Origin of the sequence: Blautia sp. AF34-10 (assembly GCF_003477865.1) — a bacterium.
GTDB classification, from domain to species: domain Bacteria; phylum Bacillota; class Clostridia; order Lachnospirales; family Lachnospiraceae; genus Fusicatenibacter; species Fusicatenibacter saccharivorans.
In genome coordinates this window covers 1-20,891 of the sequence record NZ_QUED01000034.1, presented here as the reverse complement: position 1 = coordinate 20,891, position 20,891 = coordinate 1, and the positions used below count along the sequence as shown (strand labels likewise).

The window sequence follows — 20,891 nt, the reverse complement described above, 5'->3', positions numbered from 1 at the left end:
GACACAATCATTATTATACCGTATTTTTTGAAATTGCAAGCATTTTTTTGAAATTTATGAATCTTTTTCTAAAATTTGTTCCGCCCACTGATTTCCCGCCGTTTCCATCCCTGTTGTTTTCACCTCCCTGGCGCAAATTTTATGCATAAACTTTGTCCTTACTTTCAAAATTAAGGAAAACCATCCCTTTTCCTTATAAAAATTAATGTATTTTGAAAGAAAAGCATTGACAACCGCCAAAAAAGTAAGTATAGTTTTTAACTAAAGGAAGAAAGGGGCTGTTGTCATGACCATGCAATACGATAATCTGGAAGACAAGCTCAGTCAGCTTGTAGAGTATACGAAAGATTCCGGAAAGATTGATTTATCTTTATACACTGAGTACGATGTAAAACGGGGACTGCGTGATTCCACTGGTAAAGGTGTTCTCACCGGCCTGACCGAAATTTCCGATGTTATCGGCTTCGATATTGATGAGCGCACCGGCGAAAAAGTTCCGACCGATGGCCGTCTCTATTTTCAGGGCTATAACGTCGCAGATCTGATCAAAGGTATGGAAGGACGACGCTTCGGTTTTGAAGAGATTACCTATCTTCTTCTGTTCGGTTCTCTTCCGACAGAACCGCAGTTAAATGATTTCAACGAAATTTTAAGTATCTACCGCGAGCTGCCGGACACTTTTGTCCGCGACGTTGTCATGAAGGCAACCAGCAAAAACATGATGAATACTCTGCAGCGCTGTGTGCTGACCCTGTATTCCTACGACGAAAAGCCGGATGACATTTCCATTCCGAACGTCCTCCGCCAGGCTTTGAGTCTGATCGCCAAAATGCCGCTGATCGCCGTTTACGGCTACCATGCATACCGCCACTACCACGAAAACCAGAACCTGATCATCCGAAATCCGAAACCGGAGCTGTCGATGGCTGAAAACATTCTGCAGATGCTTCACCCGGATGGAGAATACACTGCTCTGGAGGCAAAGGTTCTCGATGTTGCGTTAATTCTTCACGCAGACCACGGCGGCGGAAATAACTCAACATTTACGACACACGTTGTCTCCTCCTCCGGAACCGATACCTACTCTGCTGTTGCGGCTTCTTTAAGTTCCTTAAAAGGACCGCGCCACGCGGTGCCAACTTGAAGGTTATGGAGATGTTTGAAAATATTGAAGAGAATGTTACAAACTGGGAAGACGAAAACGAACTGCGCACCTACCTGACCAAAATGCTTGATCGTGAAGCATTCGATGGAACTGGTCTTGTCTATGGTATGGGCCATGCTGTTTATACCCTGTCCGATCCACGTTGTGTGATTCTGAAAGAATATGCAAAGAAGCTTTCCGCTGAGAAGCACCGCGAGAAAGAATTTGCTCTCTATGAGTCTGTAGAACGCATTGCCGGCGAGTGTATCGCCCAAAAGCGCCGTCTGCTCAAACCAGTCTGTGCAAATGTTGATTTCTACAGCGGTTTCGTCTACGCAATGCTTGGCCTTCCAAAAGAGCTCTACACCCCGATCTTTGCTATCTCCCGTATCTCCGGCTGGTCCGCACACCGGATCGAAGAGCTTGTCAACGAAGGAAAGATCATCCGTCCGGCTTATAAATATGTCGGTCATCATCGTCCGTACGTTGCCATTGAAAGAAGAACCCCAAGAAAGACTTCCCACAGTTTTTCAAATAACTAAAAAATTATGCGAAAAGGACACCTGCCCCGTACCGTTCTGGTATCGGGCAGGTGTCCTTTTATTGCCAAGTGATCTCTCGAAAAACCCGCGGAGCGTGCTTCTCATGGTTATAAACAAAACTCTGCGTTATACCCGGATCTTTGTTCCCTTGGTGTCTCGTTTTGCCAGCTTAATCTTCGCTGTCAGAGAAATCTCTTTGTCGTGATACGTGATCGTGTAATCCATCCGGCTTGCCAGCAAATACGCATGCTCTACCGCGTCGTCCTCTGCCATACGGATACCACGCACACCAACGGCTGCTTTTTTCTTCTCCGGCACTTCACTCGTAAGGAAGCGCAGGAAGACACCGTTTTTCGTCTGCAGAACCACATACTCCTGCTCCTGGCAGACCTCGGCAAGAATCAGACGGTCCTCCTCGGATGAAAGCTTCGTCGCCGCGATCGTTCGTTTTACGACATCAAACTCGGATCCATCGACAAGTTTTACCATACCGGCCGCGCTGACGAACAGCAGCTTATTGTTCTTGATATTTTCCAGTGCATCGACGTAAATCATCTGCTCCTTCTGGCTGCTGTAATTTCCAAGGTTGTCGATCGGCGTTCCCTTGTCACGGAATCTTCCATACGGGATGTCCATTACTTTGATGCTGTGCATCATGCCAAGATCCGTAAAGACGCAGATCTTATCGGTGTTTTTGCACTGGAACACATATTTGTTCTCGTTGTGCACAGCCTCTTTGTTCCGCTCGTAAGCAGACGTATCGATCGTCTTCGCATAACCGAAGCGGTCCATCAGGAAGACAACATCCATCTCCTCGACCTTCGGCTCCTCAAGAACAATCGCCTCAGCATTTTCAATCGCCGTTTTCCGCTTGTGGCCGTACTCTTTTTTTATCTGCGTCAGATCTTCCATAATAACTTCCGACATCGAGTCGTAATGATTTAAGATATCCTCGTACTTTGTAATCTTCGCCACAGTCGCCTCATGATCTTTTAAGAGTGCTTCCACTTCCAGTCCGATCAGTTTCTGCAGACGCATCTCCAGAATCGCCGTTGCCTGGCGTTCCGTAAAGCAGAGCTGTGCTGCCATACGCTCACTTGACTTTGATTTGAAGCGGATACCATCGGTCACTCCCATAATCAGACACTCTTTGACCTGCTTCTGTGTCTTGCTTCCGCGCAGGATCTCAATGATCAGATCGATCACATCGCATGCCTTGATCAGACCTTCCTGCACCTCGCGGCGCTCCATCTCTTTGCGGAGAAGGTTCTGGTATTTGCGGGTTGCCACTTCAAACTGGAAATCAACGTGATGCTCGATCACCTGTTTAAGGCTTAACGTCTCCGGTCTTCCATCTGCCACGGCGAGCATGTTGACACCGAACGTATCTTCCAGACGTGTTTTCTTGTACAGCAGATTCGTGATCCGCTCCACATCCGCGCCTTTTTTCAGTTCGAGCACGATGCGTGTTCCTTCTTTCGAGGACTGGTTGGAAATGTCGACGATTTCCGGCGCTTTCTTGCTCTCCACAAGCCCCGCCACATCGTTCAGGAACTTTCCGATGTTCGCACCGATCATCGGGTACGGAATTTCGGTGATCACAAGATACTGCTTTCCGTTTCTGCCTTTCTCCACTTCCACTTTTCCGCGGATTTTAATCTTTCCGACACCTTTTTCGTAGATCGACAGCAGGTCATCCTGATTGACGACAATACCGCCGGTCGGGAAATCCGGTCCTTTGATGTATTTCATCAGACCTTTGACGGTGATGTCGTTGTTTTTCATGTAGGCCTTGACCGCATCCACAATCTCACACAGGTTGTGCGGCGGAATGCTTGTTGCCATACCGACAGCGATACCGTCTGCGCCATTCAACAGAAGGTTCGGCACGCGCACCGGCAGAACAGACGGCTCTTTTTCCGTCTCGTCGAAGTTCGGTACGAAATCGACAACGTCTTTGTCGAGATCCTTTAAATAGACCTCCTGTGTAATTTTCTGCAGTCTCGCCTCGGTATATCGCATTGCAGCGGCACCGTCACCCTCAATCGACCCGAAGTTTCCGTGACCGTCCACAAGCGGCTGCCCTTTTTTGAAATCCTGTGCCATTACGACAAGAGCATCGTAAATGGAACTGTCGCCGTGCGGATGGTATTTACCCATCGTATCGCCGACGATACGCGCGCACTTTCGGAACGGCTTGTCGTACTGGATGCCGAGCTCATACATGTCATACAGAGTACGGCGCTGTACCGGCTTTAAACCGTCCCGCACGTCCGGAAGCGCTCGGGAAATGATGACGCTCATCGCATAATCAATATAAGATTTCTGCATGACCTCAGAATATTCGGTCCGTATAATCTGATCTTCTGATTTTTCTTTCATCTTCCTTTGTCCTTCCTGTTAAATATCCAGCTCTGCATCGGTTGCATGCTCATAAATAAATGCTTTCCGCGGCGGAACCTCGGTTCCCATCAGTACTTCCGTCACATCGGAGGCCATACGGGCATCCTCGATCTCCACACGCTTCAAAAGTCTCGTCTCCGGATTCAGTGTCGTCTCCCAGAGCTGCTCCGGGTCCATCTCGCCAAGACCTTTGTAGCGCTGCAGCGTAAATTTTTCTTTGTGTGTCTTTCTGTATTTTTCCAGTGCTTTGTCGTCGTACAGATACTCTTCTTTTCCGCGGGACGGCATTGCCTTGTAAAGAGGCGGCATCGCGATATAGACATGTCCCTCGTAGATCAGCTCCGGCATGAAACGGTAGAACAGTGTCAGCAGCAGCGTTGAAATATGCGCACCGTCGACATCGGCATCTGCCATGATGATAATTTTATCGTAACGGAGCTTTGTGATATCGAAGTCGTTGCCGTAACCCTCGGAAAAGCCGCAGCCGAATGCATTGATCATGGATTTGATCTCGGCATTTGCCAGAACTTTATCAATAGAAGCCTTCTCTACGTTCAGAATCTTACCGCGGATCGGCAGAATCGCCTGGAAATTACGGTCACGCGCCGTCTTTGCGGAACCGCCCGCAGAATCTCCCTCGACGATAAAGATCTCGCACAGCGACGGATCCTTTTTCTCGCAGTTTGCCAGTTTGCCGTTCGTATCAAACGAATATTTCTGCTTGGTCAGCATATTCGTCTTGGCTTTTTCTTCGCTTCTGCGGATTTTGGCAGATCGCTCAGCGCAGGCAAGAACATTTTTCAGCACTTCGAGATTGCGGTCGAAATACAGCGGAATCTCCTCGCCCGTTACTTTTCCGGCGGCCTTTGCCGCATCCGGGTTGTCCAGCTTCGTTTTTGTCTGGCCCTCGAACCGCGGATCCGGGTGCTTGATCGAAATAACAGCGGTCATACCGTTTCGGATATCCGATCCCGTAAAGTTATTGTCTTTTTCTTTTAAGACACCGATCTCTCTGGCATAGCTGTTCATAATCGTCGTAAAGGTCGATTTGAAACCGGAAATATGGGTACCGCCCTCAGCGTTGTAGATATTATTGCAGAAGCCGAGCACGTTTTCCTGGAATTCGTTGATATACTGGAACGCACATTCTACGGTAATGCCCTCAGATTCCCCTTTGAAATAAATCGGATCGTGGATTGCCTCTTTATTCTTATTCAGATCGCGCACAAAACCAACAATGCCGTCCGGCTCGTGATACGTCAGGTGCTCCTCTTTTCCATCGCGCAGATCGGAAAAATAAATGGTAAGCGCCGGGTTCAGATATGCAGTCTCATGGAGACGGCTTTTGACCTCTGTTGCGGAAAAACGTGTTTTCTCAAAGATTTCCGGATCCGGTAGGAAGTTGATGCGGGTTCCGCTGTTCTTCGTTTTTCCGATCTTCGGCAGCAGCCCATCCTCATCGAGTTCCTGTACGGCAACACCTCGTTCGTAGCGGTCGTGGTAAACCCAGCCGCCGAGGCTGACCTGTACGTCAAGATAGGTGGAAAGCGCATTGACAACCGAAGAACCGACACCGTGCAGACCGCCGCTTGTCTTGTACGCATTGTTGTCGAATTTACCGCCGGCGTGCAGGGTTGTAAAAACGAGACGCTCCGCCGGAACGCCTTTTTCATGCATGCCGACCGGGATTCCGCGGCCGTTGTCGGTCACGGTCGCCGAGCCGTCTGCTTCAAGTGTTACGTGAATGGTGTCGCAGTAGCCCGCAAGATGCTCGTCCACCGCATTGTCTACAATTTCATAAATCAGATGATTCAGGCCTTTCCGCGAGGTACTTCCGATATACATACCAGGGCGCTTACGCACTGCTTCGAGACCTTCCAGCACGGAAATACTGCTGGCATCATACGTTTCTTTTTTTGGCATAACTGTTCTATCCTCACTTATGTGTTACTGTCTTTTTCTCTTAAAAATACTTCTGTCTGTCCCCTTTTGGGGCACAGTATTTTATTATATCATTTTTCTTCCCGGAATAGCAAGATTTTCTTTAGAAGAAAGAATCTCCTCCGTTCATCAGCTCCTTAAAAGAAGTCACGTAGCGGTCTGCTTCCTGCTCCATCTTTGCGCGGTTTCCTTCCCCGCTTCTGTCATACACGCCCACAGCCGCAAATCCGCCCATTTTGGCGCCGCGGATTCCCGCTAGGATATCTTCATATACCACACACGTTTCCGGCGGAAGAGACAGCTTTTCAGCCGCTTTCTCGTAGATATCCGGAAAGCCCTTGCCGCGCTTTACTTCCGAGACGGTGACAAATGCTTTAAAACACTCATAAATCCCATTTCTCTTTAAGGCCGGCTCATACAGCTCCGGGCTCGATGAGGTAGCAACCGCCATGCGGATTCCTTTTTCTTTTAAATAGCGGAGATATTCTGCTGCCCCGTCTTTTAACTCCACTTCATACGTATAGGCGTCGACCGCCATCTGATGCCACTCCTGAATCAGCTCTTCCGGCGTTTCCGGAAAGCCGAACCGTCTGATCGTGTAGCGGGCAGCCTCCAGAAAGCCGAGCGGTGTAATCGCCTCCTGATAATCCGGCGGAACCTCAAGTCCTCTCTTCTTTAAAAATGCAACATCGATGTCATCCCAGACCCACATCGAGTCGAGCAGTGTTCCGTCCAGATCAAAAATGGCTCCTTTGTACTGTTTCATTTGTCTTCTCCTTCTCTATTCTAATCTTTTTTCTTTCTTTTTAGAACGTATTTCTGTTTTTCTTAGAACATTTGTTTGTTTTATCATACCATAACTGGCAAAAAATGCAAGTAAAATGCGAATTTCGCTACTTTTTGAAATTTTTTAAATTTTTTTCAAAAAAACACTTGCATTTTCTCCAGACATCGTGTATTATAAGCGAGTACGGTTCGTTGGTCAAGAGGCTAAGACGTCGCCCTCTCACGGCGAAAACAGGGGTTCGATTCCCCTACGAACTGTTTTGAAGCGGAGCCTGTGCGGCTCCGTTTTTTGTTGCTTTGCATCCTGTCTATTTGAAAAAGCCCGGCAGCTTTCCTGTCGGACTTTTTATTTTATCATTCTCTATTCTTTTCAGCTTCACTCTGCGTAAATCTTAACCAGCTCTTTCAGCATTGCCACCGCCAGTTCCATTCCCTCGACGGTAATGTGCTCATACGGTCCATGATACGCATATCCACCGGTTCCAAGGTTCGGGCACGGCAGACCCATGAAGCTTAAGCGCGCACCGTCTGTACCGCCGCGGATCGGAAGAATGATTGGCTCCATGCCGGCTCTTCTGGCTGCCTCTTCTGCATTTTCAATCAGATGGTAGCAGGGACGAATCTTCTCGGACATATTGCGGTACTGCTCTTTGATCTCCAGCTTTACGGTTCCTGCCCCGTATTTTTCATTCATCTCTTCTTCAATCCGGCGCAGATTCTCTTCTTTTGCTGCAAACTTCTCTGCATCGTGATCACGGATGATATATTCCGACTCGGCATGTGCTACATCACCGCTCATTCCGGTCAGGTGATAGAAGCCTTCGTATCCGTCTGTGTTTCTCGGAGACTCTGCTTCCGGCAGGAGAGACTGAATCTCGCTCGCTACAGCAATCGCATTAATCATCGTATCTTTCGCACTGCCCGGGTGAACATTAAATCCGGTCACGGTAAATTTTGCACCGGCTGCATTAAAGTTTTCGAACTCGATCTCTCCCTCTGCCCCACCGTCTACGGTATAAGCAAATTCTGCATCGAATCCCGGAACATCGAAGAAGTCAGCACCTTCTCCAATCTCTTCATCCGGTGTAAAGGCGATGGAAATCTGCCCATGTGGAAATTCTCCGGCAAGAAGCGCTTCTGCCAGCGTCATAATCTCTGCTACTCCTGCCTTATCATCTGCACCGAGTACCGTCGTTCCATCGCTTGTAATCAGCGTTTTACCGGCCAGGGATGCAAGATGCGGAAATACCGCAGTCTCCAGCGTTCTGCCGCTTTCAGACAGTTTCAGATCCTTTCCGTCATAATTTTCATGAACCACCGGGTTTACAGCATGGTCCGCAAAATCCGATACGGTATCCATATGGGCGATAAAACCCAGCTTTGTTTTGCTCTCATATCCCTTCGTTGCAGGAATCTTTCCATATACATAGCATTTTTCATCTATGCGGACATCCGACACGCCAAGCTTCTTCATTTCTTTTACCAGCTGCTCCGCCAGGACTCTCTGGCACGCGGAAGACGGATGTGTTCCGCTTCTTTCATCGCTCGGTGTCGGCACTTTAACATAATTCAGTAATCTTTCATATGCTTTCATTTTCTTCTTCTCCTTCTTATTTCATCAGCTTCTGGATGGTTTTGCAGAGCTCATCCACGGCGCCTTCTTTTCCCTGCCGGATATCCTCCACAACGCAGGATTTGATGTGGCTGGAAAGCAGTACCTTGTTGAAGCTGTTTAATGCAGACTGGATCGCGGATACCTGGGTCAGGATATCGACGCAGTAGCGGTCGCTCTCCACCATTTCCCGTATTCCGCGCACCTGGCCTTCAATTCTCGAAAGACGGTGGATCAGATCTTTGTATTCTTTTTCGTCCCGCACTTTTTTCCGGTCGCATTCACTGCAGTGTGTACAACATTCACCCATGAGGTTTCCTCCTTGTGTTCCGTCACTCTATATACCCCGTCTGGGTATGAATTTATGATACTCTTTTGCCCAGGCTTTGTCAATCTTCGATTTTTGCCGCAAGCGCGCCGTACAGCTTCTGGTTTACCAGACTTGCCGCGCTGCACTCCGCCTCCGGCGCGTTCGCCGACGGCTCTCCGCAGAGATCGACCGCGAGCACCTTTCTCCCCGCAAGACAGTCCTTTGCAAGGGACAGCAGCTCATCCACACGCACATTTCCCTGATCCCAGTTCGTATCAAGCTCCTCCTTTGACAGAATGTCCTTATCGACCGACAGATATACCGGAAATGTTCCCGCATGGGATGCAAAAACCTCTTTGATCTTCGCCGCTCCGCTTCCGTCGTCGAGCTCTTCCTGTGTCACAAACCAGACATGCTCCATCGCTTCCGTTTCCCGCACCGACGCCTCCGGCGGGCCGATTACACAGATTCCTTTGATGTTTTGATACGCCCCGGCAGCATCCCGGATCCAGGAACCGCAGGAGAGCACCGGAAGAAGCGCCGGCGGCTGCATATCGGTATGGTGGTCGAATACGGCTAAAAACAAATCTTCTTTTTCCAGTCCCAGCAGCAATTTGCTCATATAGTGATAATTGCCAGAATCCAGAGGCGGATCCGCGGCAGCTCTTTCGTTTCTTTTTTTCGGCCAAGTTCCGCTTCCAGAAACTGCTCCGTCTCCGGATCGAGATAACCGTCAGTTCCCCGGAGCTCTCTCAGATCCCAGATCTTTCCCGCCTGCTCCCAGGCATATCCTTCGGACTCATAAATTCCGGAAAGGCTAAAACAAAATGGTTTCATCTTCTCTTTTACTCCTGTTATTTATTTAATGGATTCAGCTTTCTTCCCGCCGTCACAAGAAGAACGGCTGATATCAGAAGCTGCAGAACGGCACTCGCCTCCGGCAGATAATGGATCAGCGGATTCTGTCCGTAATTTCCAAGCAGATAGCAGAGCTGTTCCATCTCTCTTCCATTCCCAAGCTGGCGGCTGATGATCCCCGCAAACGACGTAAACGGATTGAAAAGAAGAAGGTAAATTACACCTCCTACATCGATCTGCTGATAAGCTGCCGTCATCTCCTGCTGCAGCAGTCCTGCGTAGTAGGCAAGCCCCGTGCAGGCGCATATTCCTACGACCAGAAAAACGACAATGACATAGGAAAGAACGGTCGCCAGTGTGGTCCGCTTAAAAACAACCGAACAGAAAATGCCGATACTGCCGACAAAAATTCCGGTCAGAAGAAGTCCTCCCGCCATCAGAAGCAGTCCGCCAAGGCCGATACCGCCGAACACCACAACAAGGGACAGCACCGGCAGTGCCGAAACCGTCAGTATCAGAACAACGCCAAGCGATGCCTCCAGCTTTCCCGTAATGATTCTCCACGGGTTCAGGTTCGTCGTCAGCAGCACATCCAGCGTTTTTTTCTCACGCTCCAGCGAAATGCTTCCTCCCGCAACCGCCGGAACCGAAAGGACAACGAGAATAAACAGAAGATACGTCATCAGAATATAGCAGTTCATCGGAACGCTGTAGCTGACCGGTGCCAGATAGCCAAGCTGGCTGCTCTCCCCGAAATAGCAGACAAACGCAACCACGGCAAGCAGCAGATTGCAGACAAAAATAATCCAGGAAATCCGCGATGACCGCGAGTTCCGCTTCATTTCTTTTTCAAATACAGGATTTAACCGCACGTTTCGTTCCCTCCTTATCCGATCGTGTTTCCGAACGTTTCTGTGTTTCGGCTCTTCTGTTCCGTTTCCCCGGTCAGATGAAAGAACAGGGACTCCAGGCTGTTGTGTTCCCGTGCAAATGAAACCACAAGGATTCCGGCATCCACCAGTTTCTGCAGCAGATACGCCTCCTCCTCCCGGCTTCCCGAAAACCAGGCCGCAATCTTGTTTTCATCCACAGAAAGGCGGCTGACCTGCGGATCCTGCCGCAATAGTTCCAGCGCCTTTGGCACCTGGTTCAGCACAGTGATGCGCAGCGGATTGGAGCTGTCGATCGCAAGCATAATGTTTTCCAGCTTTCCCTGCTGTACCATGACACCTCCGTTGATGACACCGATGCTGGTGCACAGATCTGCTAATTCCGAAAGAATATGGGAGCTGATCAGAATCGTATAATCCTCCCGCGCCAATCGCTGCAGGAGAAGCTGAAAATCCTTTCTTGAACGCGGATCCAGACCGGAATTCGGTTCGTCCAGCACCAGAAGCTTCGGTTTATGGATCATCGCGCGCGCCAGACAGAGCCGCTGCTGTATGCCCCTTGAGAGCGAATCCACCATCTGCTCCTCTTTTCCCGATAGTTCGACCATCTCCAGCACTTCCCGCGCACGGACGGTTCCTGCCCGCCCGTAAATTCCATACGATGCGGCAAAAAATTCCAGATACTCTATCACGCTTAAGTTTCATAGACGCCAAAGAAATCAGGCACAAAGCCGATCAGGCTTTTCTGCTTCAGAATATTTTTTGTCGTCCGCACGCCGTCCAGCCACAGATCGCCGCCGTCGCTCTTTAAAAGCCCTGAAATAATGCGCAGCGTCGTTGTTTTTCCCGCACCATTCGGTCCGACAAAGCCGTAAATATCGCCTTTTTTTACTTCCATATCAAGACCGTTCAGGGCATATGTTTTTCCGTATTTTTTGGTCAGTTTCTCAATTTTCAGTATCGGCATTTGGCTCCTCCGTTAACAGGTTCTCCAGATATTGCTCCGGTGGGATCTCTTTCGCCTTTACGATCAGATTCGGTGCCTCATAGTATCCATAATTTTCATGATACTCTTCTCCCTTTTCCTCTTCGGAAAGACGGTACCGCACACGGATCTGGTTGTCCGCATTCACATACTGCGCCTCCAGCGCCGGATCACTCGCAAAATCGATCTCCCAGTCGGAAATTTCATCATACGTTCCCGTCTGAAAATTGTACAGCTCAATGATTCCATTGAAATTCCGGATCTTGGTCCCATCCTCCGTGCGGGCTTTCTCGAAAGCAAGCGAAAGAATGGTTCCCCGTTTTCCTCCCCCGCCGGTTTCTGCCGCCTGGATCTTATCTTCTAACACCGTCATCGCATACGGCCAGAATGCAGGATCATAGATTCCCTCGGAATCCGGCTGCATCACGCCTTTAGCATACATTCCATACAGACACCAGATGTTGTTGTTTTCAAAGACACCGTTCAGATAATACGTTACTTCTGTTTCCTCTTCCGAGATTCCGCCGGAATTCGGTCCCATTTCAAAGCTTACCGTGTTTCCACCGTCCCATCCGCTGTACTCCTGCGCATACGGACAGTACACAACGCCGGCCTCTTTCATGTCCACAGACACTTCCTGATAGTAATACGAGATTCCATACGCTTCGTATCCGCTGTCAAGCTGGAACGTATCGTCATTGCCTGCCAGCTTTCCAAAGAAAAGGCAGTTGTCACTCCGGTTTGGCATGTGATTATAGATGACGCCGTCCAGATAATTTTTCTCTATCTCCGGCAGATCTTCTGCCGCACTCCAATTTCCGAACTCCCGCACGCTGTCCGCTTCTATTCCATCCAGCGTGATCGTCTCCCCGTTTTTGATGTCTCCAATGAGGGCACAGTAACCTGGAACGGCGATCACACAGCTCTCCAGATCATAGCCTGTCTTATTTTCCACGGTTCCGCTGATCTTCTGATCCCAGAAATGAAACGTGCCTTTCAGTCCTTCGCCTTCGTCCAGCGTTTCCATCCGCTGCATGTCGAACTCATTCAGGGCAAATGCAGCCTGATTGGAAATTTCTGCCCTGTTTTTCTGTTCTCCGAAACTGATCTCCGTCTTTTCATATTCCGCATCCTCCGTTTCCGGCTGTGCCGTGCTGTTGGACATATAGTCCATACGGTTGTACGTCACCAGATCGTAGGACGGATCCAGATACAGCTCATAGGAAGCATTGTACGGCGCCTGTGCACAGAAATTAATGTAATCTTTCTGGTATGTATCGTACTGCCAGATTTCTCTTACATACGTCAGCACCGGGGCCTTGAGCCTCGTGCTCTGGCCAAACAGACTGATCAGCATAACAAAGACGGCCGAGCAGGCACAGATCGCCCCCCAGAGATACTGACGTTTTCCTGTTTTTTTCAAAAAGAAATACAATCCCGGCCCTGCCAGAACCAGATAGACCAGAATCAGGCCGCCGTACAGCACCGTATTCGGACGGTTCCGGATCCTAGTGTTTTCCAGAAGATCGGAAATCGTATAGTATTTCTGATAATTCGTATTTCGTTTTGCCAGAAGGCGGCTGGTGGTCTCTTCGTCCAGAATATTTTTCAGAAAATCTACCGGCGCTTCTTTAAACGCACTGCGCTGGCTTTCCGCAAATGTCTCGTTTCCCGAAAAGGTAATCAGAAGGCCTCCCTCTGCCTGCCAGAGATCAATTTCTTTCTGGAGTGTCTCATCCAGTTCTTCTTTTGACTGCTCCAGAAGGATCAGCACATCCGGCGAATACGACTCCGCAAGCCCGACAAGCTTCTCTGCCCGGACAGATGCAGCTTCCACCTCATAAATCCCGTCGTTCAGCGTAACTCCATTCAGCTGCTGCCCGTAATTAGTTTCTTCTTCCACAACGCAGACTTCCACCTTGGACTGGAAGAAGCCTTCACTCGAAATCGTTTCTTCCCGACTGTACACCGTGTCCCTCTGGCTGTTCTCCAGGCGCAGGACACAAAAAGACATATTTTCCACCAGAAGCCCTGCAGAAAAAGTCTTTGTAACGGTTCCGTTCGCCGGAATATAGATTGGAAAACGGTACGTAAAAAGGCTGTTTCTTCCATCGCCCGACCGCTTGACCCCCGGAAACAGTTTTGAGAGAATGCCTTCTCCACTGTTTCTGCGGTAAATCGATTCCGCGGCGTTTTTTATCTGAAAAACAAAGTATCCTTCAAATTCAACAGCGCTCTCATTTGTGATTGTCACACGAATCGGTACGTGATTCCCATCCTGATAGTTTCCTTCGAATCCATAAGAAAAATCAATCTGGTATTCCCCTGCGTAGCTGTTGGCAAGAAGCTGCTTTTCTTTCCCGCCGCTTCTTCCGCCATCCGACGGCGTGTTCTGATAAAGTTCTGTCCGCGTTGTCATCGCAGACACCCTCTGAACTCCCGCCAGAAGCAGAATCAGCAGCAAAATACCGGACAGACAGCAGATTTTGCTTCTTCTTTCCTGTTCATCGCTTTTCGTCCTCTTTCTTCCCCTTTGGCATTCCGACCGGCAGTTCCACCTCAAAGACGGTTCCCTGCAGATCACTTTTTACCCGCACCTGTCCGTGATGCAGTTCCGCAATCTGTTGTACAATCGCAAGTCCAAGTCCCGTCCCGCCGGTATCGCGGCTCCTCGACTGCTCTGTCCGGTAAAATTTCTGGAAAATATGATCCAGTTCCTGTTTTGGAATGATCCGTCCGTAGTTAATGACACGCGTGACCACATATTCGCCCTCTTTTTCCATTGAGACGCGGATCTGTTTTCCTTCTTTTCCGTATTTGACAGCATTGTTCAGCAGATTTCCAAAGAGCCGTGCCAGCAGCTCACCGTCCGCCTCGAGAAAAATCGCATGTTCCGCATGCAGAAATTCCACCTGAAGCTCATTTTTCACAAAAGACGGCGTCATCTCGTCGAGCATCTGCTCCATCAGCTGCACCAGATCAAGTTTTCCGAGATGCAGCTGCATCTCTTTGTGCTCCAGCTTGACGAATCCAAACAGCTCGTTCGTGAGCTGCTCCAGACGGAGTGCTTTCTGATAGGCAATATCGATATAATGATTTCTCGTCTCCTCATCCAGATCCGTCCGCGTGCGCACCCAGCCGAGATAGCCGATAATCGAAGTCAGCGGCGTACGGAGGTCATGTGCCACGGATGAGACGAGATCGTTTTTCGTATGCTCCGCGATCCGTTCCCGTTCCATAATTTCCTTGATATTCTGCTGCATCGTATTTAAGTTCTCCGCCATCACAGAAAACTCGTCATTTCCCTTTACCTCGATCGGATGATCAAAATCCCCTGCTGATATCTCCTTTACCTTTTCCAGAATCTTCCCAATGTATCGGATGGTTTCGCGCATCAGGAAATAAAAGGTCAGGCAGAACGAAAGCAGCGCAGCCGCCGTCAGAATCATCGTCCGCACCGATGGGCGGAGGCCTCCCGGTCCGATCCAGGCGCTCCGGTAACCGATGTTCATCAGTCCATTGCCGAAAAAGGTCAGAATCCCGTCGGTAAGCGTCACTACAAGCACCGTGACAAGTGCACTTACAATCAGATCAAAGACCATCCTCTGGCTGAAGTTTTTTATAAAATCAGGCTTCAATTTTGTATCCCACTCCCCAGACTGTTGTAATAATCTTATCTTCTCTTGTGTCGTCTTTCATTTTTCCGCGCAGACGGCGGATATGTACCATAACCGTGTTGTTCGCCTCATAGAATTTTTCATGCCAGACGCGCTCGAAAATTTCGTCTGTACCGAACACGCGGCCCGGGTTGGAGGCCAGCAGATACAGAATATCAAATTCAATCGGTGTCAGCTTGATGCTTTCTCCGTAGCAGACAACCTGATGGGTTACCTTGTTGATTTCCAGATGCTTTAAGGAAATCACTTCCTGGCGCTCGTGCGGCTTCGACGGATTCAGTTCGCGGTAGCGGCGGAGCTGGGATTTTACACGCGCCATCAGCTCCAGCGGATTGAACGGTTTTGCCACGTAATCGTCTGCTCCCGTTGACAGACCGACGATCTTGTCGATATCCTGCGTTTTGGCACTTACCATGATGATCGGAATGTTGTTCGTCTCCCGGATGCGGCGGCACATCGCAATACCGTCCATATCCGGCATCATCACATCGAGCAGCACCAGGTCGATTTTTTTCTCCTCCAGAATGCGGAGTCCCTCTTTTGCACTGTACGCTTTTAATACCTGAAATCCATCGCTGATCAGATAAATTTCCAGCAGATCCGCGATTTCTTTTTCATCATCCACAACTAAAATATTTGTTTCTTCCACGTCGTTTCCATCCTCTCTGTTTTTAACTACCGTAATGGTACCATGAATATTCAAAAAAATCTTTACTTAATTCTTACGTCTGTATTATCTATTATAAAAAGAAAAGCCTCCTTCCACAAGAGGCCGCTTTTCTTTTCTTCTTATATTTTTTATCTTCGTACTGCGCGGCGGTATACCACAAGAGAAACCGCTGCGGAAATGACCTCTGTGATCCAGAAGGCATGCCATACGAAAACGCCGCCTCCCAGATGGGACAGCAGGTAAGCTGCCGGGAGAATGACAATGACATTTCGGCAGAGGGAAATGATCAGGGAAGATCCGCCTTTTCCGAGTCCCTCCAGCGCACCGGAGGATGTGATGGAAACTGCCGAAATCAAAAAGCCCACGCTGATGCGTGTCAGCGCCTGTCCGCCAAGACGGATGGTCTCCGGATTGCTGCTGAACAGTCCGATCAGCTGTTCCGGAATGGCAAGGCAGATGCCGGTTCCAATAAGCATGATCACCGCACACATAATCAGGGTGATCTCATAAATCTTCCGCACACGCTTATGCTCGCCTGCGCCGTAGTTGAAGCCGATAATCGGGCGCATGCCCTGTACAATGCCGTTTGCTGTCAGATAGATGAACGTCTGCAGCTTGTAGTAAATGCCGAGCACGACAACGTAGCTCTGGGAATACACGGCCAGGATTCCATTCAGTGCGGAAATCAGAAGAGACGGCAGCGCCAGGTTCAGGATCGCCGGGACGCCGATCGCGTACAGTCTTCCGACCAGATTTTTTCCTTCTTTTAAATATTCCGGACGGATTTTGACCGAAATCGGGCGGATCTTGTAAATGATCCAGTAAATCACGACCGGTGTCACCTGACCGATGCCGGTTGCAAGCGCCGCACCCTCAATTCCAAGACGCGGAAACGGTCCGATTCCGAAAATAATGAGCGGATCCAGAATGATGTTGACAATACAGCCGATCATCATACCGGTCATTGTCACTTTCATCCGGCCGACTGCCTGAAAACCTTTTCAAAGTAAAGGTTTGCCATGATTGCTATGGTAAACAGAAAGATAATCCGTGAATACCGGACACCAAGATCGATGACAGTTTCGGAAGAAGAAAACATCCGCAGGAAACGCTCGATGACCAGAAGGCTTCCGATCGTTAAAATAACCGCATGCAGCATGGTAAGGGCAAGGCCCTGTGTTGCAGCACAGCCGGCTGCCTTTTTGTCACCCGCTCCCAGATAATACGAAATCACCGCATTCAGTCCGATTCCAAAACCGATGGCAACGGCATTTACAAAATTCTGTACCGGATAAACCAGGGAGAGCGCCGTCATGGCATCTTCGCTGATCTGTGCGACAAAGAAGCTGTCCACAATGTTATATAAGGAATTGACCAGCATCGAGATTACCATTGGAAGCGCCATCGAAACCAGCAGTGGAAATACTGGCTTTTCTTTCATAAAGTTTTCGTTCATTATTACCTCCATTTGTGATCTTTTCTGTTGGTGGGCTTACGTGCAGGCACGGACTTTGCTCCATTGCCACAAAAAAAGCCACGCAATTATCTGCTTTCGATAATTGCGTGGCGAAAAGAACTTTATTACAAGTTGAAAAATCCACACCAAGTTTGAGAGCAATATACCACACTTTGCCCGGGCTTGTCAAGATTTCTCCTGTAACTTTTTTTATTCTACATTTTCAGTGCCTCGTCCATCGGAATCTTTTGGATGTGGCGGAACTGCAGCACAGCGATAACAGCATACGCCGCAAGGCCCATCAGATACATTTTTCCGTAAATTGCCGGATCAATATAGTATGTCAGCCAGCCGCTGTACTCGGAAAGCATAATGACATAAATCTGGCGGATCAGCGCGGAGGCAATGATCAGGCTGACACCGATTGAGACGATCACAACCCAGGTTGTCGCCGTCAAATACAGACTCCAAATTTCCCTGTTCTCGTAGCCGAGAATCTTTACCATCGAAATCGAAGTCGTATTCTTCTCGATGATCAGCTTCGTCAGCAGATAAATCAGCAGCATGAACAGTACAATCGAGAAAACATTGATCAGCTGGAACATTTCTCCCATCGACACATTGAGCTGCCGTGAAATCTTTGTCATATCATCTTCCGTAATTTTCGTCGCGATATACGATTCCTCCAGGTCCGTGATCGGCTCGTTGGAGAAATAGCCGTTAAAGTAGTCCTCTGGATGATCGAATTCCTCGCAGAAGACATCCATCGGCAGAAATACCGCAAGGGCTCCCGGGTAGGCATAAATGCTTTTTACTTCAAAGCTGTACGTTTTGTCCTCATACGGCTCTTTCAGTTCCAGTGTATCGCCGACTTTCATTCCATATTTTTCGGCATAACCGTCGGAAATCGTCACGCCGTTCTCAAACAGTTCAGCGGAAACATATTTGCTGTCTTTCTGAATTCCATATACCGAAATGCTCTCGCCCTCCCGGTTTTTCGGAATATTTTTCAGCGATGTAAGAGCAAACGTTTCCACGCCTTCCGTATTTGTCTTCAGCGATGGCGTCAGAAGTTTCTGCACAATTCCCATCAGCGTGTACTCATCATCCTCATCGATCGGATCCGGGACATTTAAAATATACTGGTAATCTGCCAGCATATTTTCCACCGCCTCCGTCTGGTAATGTGACAGCAGCGGTTTCATCATCATACCGAACAGCAACAGAATATTGGCAAATACGATACCGAGAAACAGGGTAAAGTAACTCGATTTGTTCTGCAGCAGGATCCGCAGACGAAACCGCGAGAAGAACCGGAAGTTCGGAAGACGCACCGCATGGCTTTTTCCTTTCTTTGCAAAATCGTGGCGCAGAAAACGCAGCGGTGACAGACGCAGACGGCCGGAAATCAGCACCGCGTTGATCACAAACATCAGAATTGCCGGAATTACGGTCGTGAGCAGAAATGCATTGGCATTCCACCGCGTTTGATACGTCGGCAGACTGTAGCTTCCATAATACATACCGGCGCAGATATCTTTAAACACGGTGTATCCCAGAATATTTCCAATCACCGCCGACAAAATCGTAATCAGTACCGGCAGGGACAGATAATGCAGCAGAAGTTCCCGTCTCGTATAGCCGGATGCGCGCAGCGTTCCGATCACTGACGCTTCTTTTACAATCGTATTGTTTGTCGTAACTGCAAAAATGAACGCCATGATGGCAATCAGGATGTACAGCAGTATCTCCACCATCGCCTTGTCACCGCCCATATCGTCGCCGGTAAATTTGATTGCCTGATTGCCGTAGCGCGGCAGATAACCCGTCAGCGAGGAATGAGCCGCCAGAACCTCGACGAAATCATCGGACCATTCTTTTTCCTCGTTTTCATCTTTCGGTTCCGTATCGTATTTCCAGGAATAGCAGTATTTGATATGGTCATCGGTAATGGCATCATACCCTTCTTCGGTCATGATTCCCACACCGAATTTAACCGCATCGAACATCATGTCACTCGAATTGCTGAACAGCGCACTGTAATCCGAAAGTGCCACAAGACCGGTAACCGTCAGTTCTTTTTTATCAACCGAGATCACATCACCGACCTGCAGGTCATTATTGTCCGCATACATACGGTCAATTGCAATTTCATCCTTCTGCTGCGGCATCTCGCCTTTCATCAGGCAGACCAGATTGACCTCTGTTCTATTTTTAAAAAGACGGATCGTGCTATCTGGTTCCGAATCCAGATCCGTGTCGGCATCTTCGTCTTTATAGAAATTCTCGTAAATCGTTACCTTCTCTTTTTCCAGCCGTGTTCTCTGGTTGTCGGTGAGCTTCTGTTCTGTTGTAAAATTTCCGTTTTCCACGTTGTATTTTTCAAAGCTTTCATCGTAAGCATACAGCATGCTCTCATCCGCAACGAGAAAACCGGACACAAAGCCAATCGTCGCCGTCATAAACAGAAAAATAACGAGATATTTTCCAATATCGTTCTTCAGTTCCCGCAGCAGGCGTTTTCGTAATGGATTTTTCATACTTCCACCCCGCTTTACCAGTCCAGATCGCCGGCGGCGATTTTGGTCTCATTGACGTAGTTTTTACGGATCTGGCCGTCGCGCAGACGAATCACGCGGTCCGCCATGTTTTTGATCGCATCATTGTGTGTTACCATGATGACGGTGTTGCCGTACTTCTGATTGACGTCCTCGATCAGCTTCAAAATTTCTTTTGAAGTATGGTAATCGAGTGCACCTGTCGGCTCATCACAGAGCAGAATGCTTGGATTTTTGATGATAGCTCTTCCGATTGAAGTACGCTGCTGCTGACCGCCAGAGAGCTGATTCGGCAGCTTGTCGCGGTGGTCATAGAGCCCCAGTGTCTTTAACAGATCGTTGATGTCGAGCGGATGATCGCTTAAGTATGCGCCGACTTCCATATTTTCTTTCACCGTCAGATTTGGAATCAGATTGTACATCTGGAAAACGTATCCTAAATGTTTTCGTCTGTACCGTGTCAGCGTTTTTTCATTCATATCCTCAATTTTTTCGCCTTCAATCACGATCGAACCGCTGTCCGCCTCGTCGATTCCGCCGATAATATTCAACAGTGTCGATTTACCGGAACCGGATGGACCGAGGAGAACACAGATTTCACCTTTTTCCACAGAAAACTGGATTCCCTTTAAGACCTCCACACGGCTTTCACCGGTTCCAAAACTCTTCTTCAGGTTATTAATCTCAAGAAACATAACTTTCCTCCCTGCATCTTTTTTCCTGAGTGTGTAAGAGTCTGTTTTGTGTTAGACTCTTCTAACCCCATAATACTGCTTTTTCTGTGAAATGAAAAGCGCTGTTAATGAGTATTTTTTCTCATTAGCAGCGCTCTTTCTTTTATTTTTTAACAGTAAAAAACCATCGGATCTCTCCGATGGTTTTTCCGATATACCTTCAAAACCGCATACACTACACATCTATCATTCCATTTTCTGTGAACACAACCAATTAGGTCAAGCCCTCGACCGATTAGTAACAGTCAGCTCCATGCCTTACGGCACTTCCACCCCTGCCCTATCTACCTCGTCGTCTTCAAGGGGTCTTACTTCTTTCGAATGG

Annotated in this window: 15 protein-coding genes, 1 tRNA gene, 1 rRNA gene and 2 pseudogenes; 2 read left to right on the top strand and 17 right to left on the bottom strand. The window is 48.6% G+C overall.

Annotated features, from left to right (window positions below; genetic code table 11):
• Nucleotides 1-286: 286 nt before the first annotated feature.
• Nucleotides 287-1,686 (top strand): annotated as a pseudogene (locus DWZ60_RS15465) (citrate/2-methylcitrate synthase).
• Between the two features lie 126 nt (nucleotides 1,687-1,812).
• Here the strand turns inward: DWZ60_RS15465 and DWZ60_RS15460 are convergent.
• The 3 genes from DWZ60_RS15460 to DWZ60_RS15450 all read right to left on the bottom strand — a co-directional run bounded on the left by DWZ60_RS15460 (nucleotide 1,813) and on the right by DWZ60_RS15450 (nucleotide 6,796).
• A complete protein-coding gene (locus tag DWZ60_RS15460) occupies nucleotides 1,813-4,068 on the bottom strand; it encodes a DNA gyrase/topoisomerase IV subunit A (protein ID WP_117761589.1) in 2,256 nt (751 codons plus the stop codon).
• Between the two features lie 18 nt (nucleotides 4,069-4,086).
• The gene (locus DWZ60_RS15455) at nucleotides 4,087-6,012 is read right to left on the bottom strand and encodes a DNA gyrase/topoisomerase IV subunit B (protein WP_117805360.1); all 1,926 of its coding nucleotides are present in this window, start codon (nucleotides 6,010-6,012) and stop codon (nucleotides 4,087-4,089) included.
• Between the two features lie 121 nt (nucleotides 6,013-6,133).
• The gene (locus DWZ60_RS15450) at nucleotides 6,134-6,796 is read right to left on the bottom strand and encodes an HAD family hydrolase (protein WP_117805359.1); all 663 of its coding nucleotides are present in this window, start codon (nucleotides 6,794-6,796) and stop codon (nucleotides 6,134-6,136) included.
• A 206-nt stretch (nucleotides 6,797-7,002) separates the two neighbouring features.
• Between DWZ60_RS15450 and DWZ60_RS15445 the strand changes: the two genes are divergently transcribed.
• A tRNA-Glu gene (locus DWZ60_RS15445) sits at nucleotides 7,003-7,074 on the top strand.
• 118 nt (nucleotides 7,075-7,192) lie between these two features.
• Here DWZ60_RS15445 and pepT read toward each other — a convergent pair.
• The 14 genes and pseudogenes from pepT to DWZ60_RS15380 form a co-directional block, all read right to left on the bottom strand.
• Complete coding sequence (gene pepT, locus DWZ60_RS15440; protein WP_118750501.1) at nucleotides 7,193-8,410, bottom strand: peptidase T; 1,218 nt, start codon at nucleotides 8,408-8,410, stop codon at nucleotides 7,193-7,195.
• A gap of 16 nt (nucleotides 8,411-8,426) precedes the next feature.
• Nucleotides 8,427-8,738 (bottom strand): metal-sensing transcriptional repressor, encoded by a 312-nt coding sequence (locus DWZ60_RS15435; RefSeq protein ID WP_022463104.1) that lies wholly within the window; start codon nucleotides 8,736-8,738, stop codon nucleotides 8,427-8,429.
• Nucleotides 8,739-8,817: 79 nt separating this feature from the next.
• Entirely contained in the window at nucleotides 8,818-9,360 is a 543-nt protein-coding gene (locus tag DWZ60_RS15430) for an arginase family protein (protein WP_119222027.1), read from the bottom strand.
• Nucleotides 9,357-9,575 (bottom strand): hypothetical protein, encoded by a 219-nt coding sequence (locus tag DWZ60_RS15425; RefSeq protein ID WP_119222025.1) that lies wholly within the window; start codon nucleotides 9,573-9,575, stop codon nucleotides 9,357-9,359. The genes DWZ60_RS15430 and DWZ60_RS15425 overlap by 4 nt, the downstream gene beginning before the upstream one ends.
• Nucleotides 9,576-9,592: 17 nt before the next feature.
• A complete protein-coding gene (locus DWZ60_RS15420; RefSeq protein ID WP_055217680.1) occupies nucleotides 9,593-10,468 on the bottom strand; it encodes an ABC transporter permease in 876 nt (291 codons plus the stop codon).
• Nucleotides 10,469-10,482: 14 nt separating this feature from the next.
• Nucleotides 10,483-11,178, bottom strand: a complete 696-nt coding sequence (locus DWZ60_RS15415) for an ABC transporter ATP-binding protein (RefSeq protein ID WP_330422386.1) — start codon at nucleotides 11,176-11,178, stop codon at nucleotides 10,483-10,485.
• 2 nt (nucleotides 11,179-11,180) lie between these two features.
• Nucleotides 11,181-11,453: an ATP-binding cassette domain-containing protein gene (locus DWZ60_RS20455; RefSeq protein WP_330422385.1), complete on the bottom strand. Its 273-nt coding sequence runs from the start codon at nucleotides 11,451-11,453 to the stop codon at nucleotides 11,181-11,183.
• A complete protein-coding gene (locus DWZ60_RS15410) occupies nucleotides 11,434-13,890 on the bottom strand; it encodes a hypothetical protein (RefSeq protein ID WP_147397763.1) in 2,457 nt (818 codons plus the stop codon). Before DWZ60_RS15410 ends, DWZ60_RS20455 begins: the two co-directional genes overlap by 20 nt.
• 85 nt (nucleotides 13,891-13,975) lie before the next feature.
• Entirely contained in the window at nucleotides 13,976-15,109 is a 1,134-nt protein-coding gene (locus DWZ60_RS15405) for a sensor histidine kinase (protein ID WP_055228565.1), read from the bottom strand.
• A complete protein-coding gene (locus DWZ60_RS15400) occupies nucleotides 15,099-15,797 on the bottom strand; it encodes a response regulator transcription factor (protein ID WP_022462401.1) in 699 nt (232 codons plus the stop codon). Before DWZ60_RS15400 ends, DWZ60_RS15405 begins: the two co-directional genes overlap by 11 nt.
• A gap of 149 nt (nucleotides 15,798-15,946) precedes the next feature.
• Nucleotides 15,947-17,274, bottom strand: a pseudogene (locus DWZ60_RS20995) (MATE family efflux transporter).
• Between the two features lie 215 nt (nucleotides 17,275-17,489).
• Nucleotides 17,490-19,814: an ABC transporter permease gene (locus DWZ60_RS15390; RefSeq protein WP_119222021.1), complete on the bottom strand. Its 2,325-nt coding sequence runs from the start codon at nucleotides 19,812-19,814 to the stop codon at nucleotides 17,490-17,492.
• A 14-nt stretch (nucleotides 19,815-19,828) separates the two neighbouring features.
• A complete protein-coding gene (locus DWZ60_RS15385) occupies nucleotides 19,829-20,527 on the bottom strand; it encodes an ABC transporter ATP-binding protein (protein ID WP_055217670.1) in 699 nt (232 codons plus the stop codon).
• A gap of 254 nt (nucleotides 20,528-20,781) precedes the next feature.
• A 23S ribosomal RNA gene (locus DWZ60_RS15380) occupies nucleotides 20,782-20,891 on the bottom strand; the annotation flags it as partial.